The organism is Sinorhizobium sp. P24N7 (assembly GCF_042436655.1).
Classification (GTDB): domain Bacteria; phylum Pseudomonadota; class Alphaproteobacteria; order Rhizobiales; family Rhizobiaceae; genus Sinorhizobium; species Sinorhizobium meliloti_A.
The window spans coordinates 1-466 of the sequence record NZ_JBHMIW010000120.1 but is presented as its reverse complement, the minus strand read 5'-3'; the positions used below and the strand labels follow the sequence as shown (position 1 = coordinate 466).

Annotated in this window: 1 protein-coding gene; it reads left to right on the top strand. The window is 65.2% G+C overall.

Translation table 11 applies throughout. The features are described 5' to 3' along the window. A partial coding sequence (locus ACFHWW_RS34235) for an ABC transporter permease (protein WP_379943829.1) occupies positions 1-466 on the top strand: 466 nt, incomplete at both ends.

Genomic DNA, 466 nt, shown 5'->3' with positions numbered 1-466 from the left:
ATTATCATGCGCACCTTCGGTTGGCAGGTGCTGTTCGCCCGGCGGGGGCTGGTGAACAACCTGCTGGTCGACCAGCTCGGCCTCCTCTCCGCGCCGCTGCGCCTGACCAATTCGCCGGAGATTGCGATCGCGGCGCTTGTGCACGTGCTCGTTCCCTTCATGGTGCTCTCCATCGCCACAGTCCTGCAGGCCGTCGACCTGCGGCGTGAGGAATCGGCGAAAATCCTCGGCGCGGGGCGGCTGCGAACCTTCTGGGAGATCACCCTGCCGCTCTCGATCGACGGGATCGGCACCGGCGCCATCCTCGTCTTCATGATCGCCAACGGCAGCTTCGTCACCCTCGTGCTGCTTGGCGGCGGGCTACAGACCCTGCCGCTGATGATCTACCAGCAGTTCAACACCACCCGCGACTTCGGCATGGCGAGCGCCATGAGCACCATCCTGCTGGTGATCGCGCTGCTCTGCC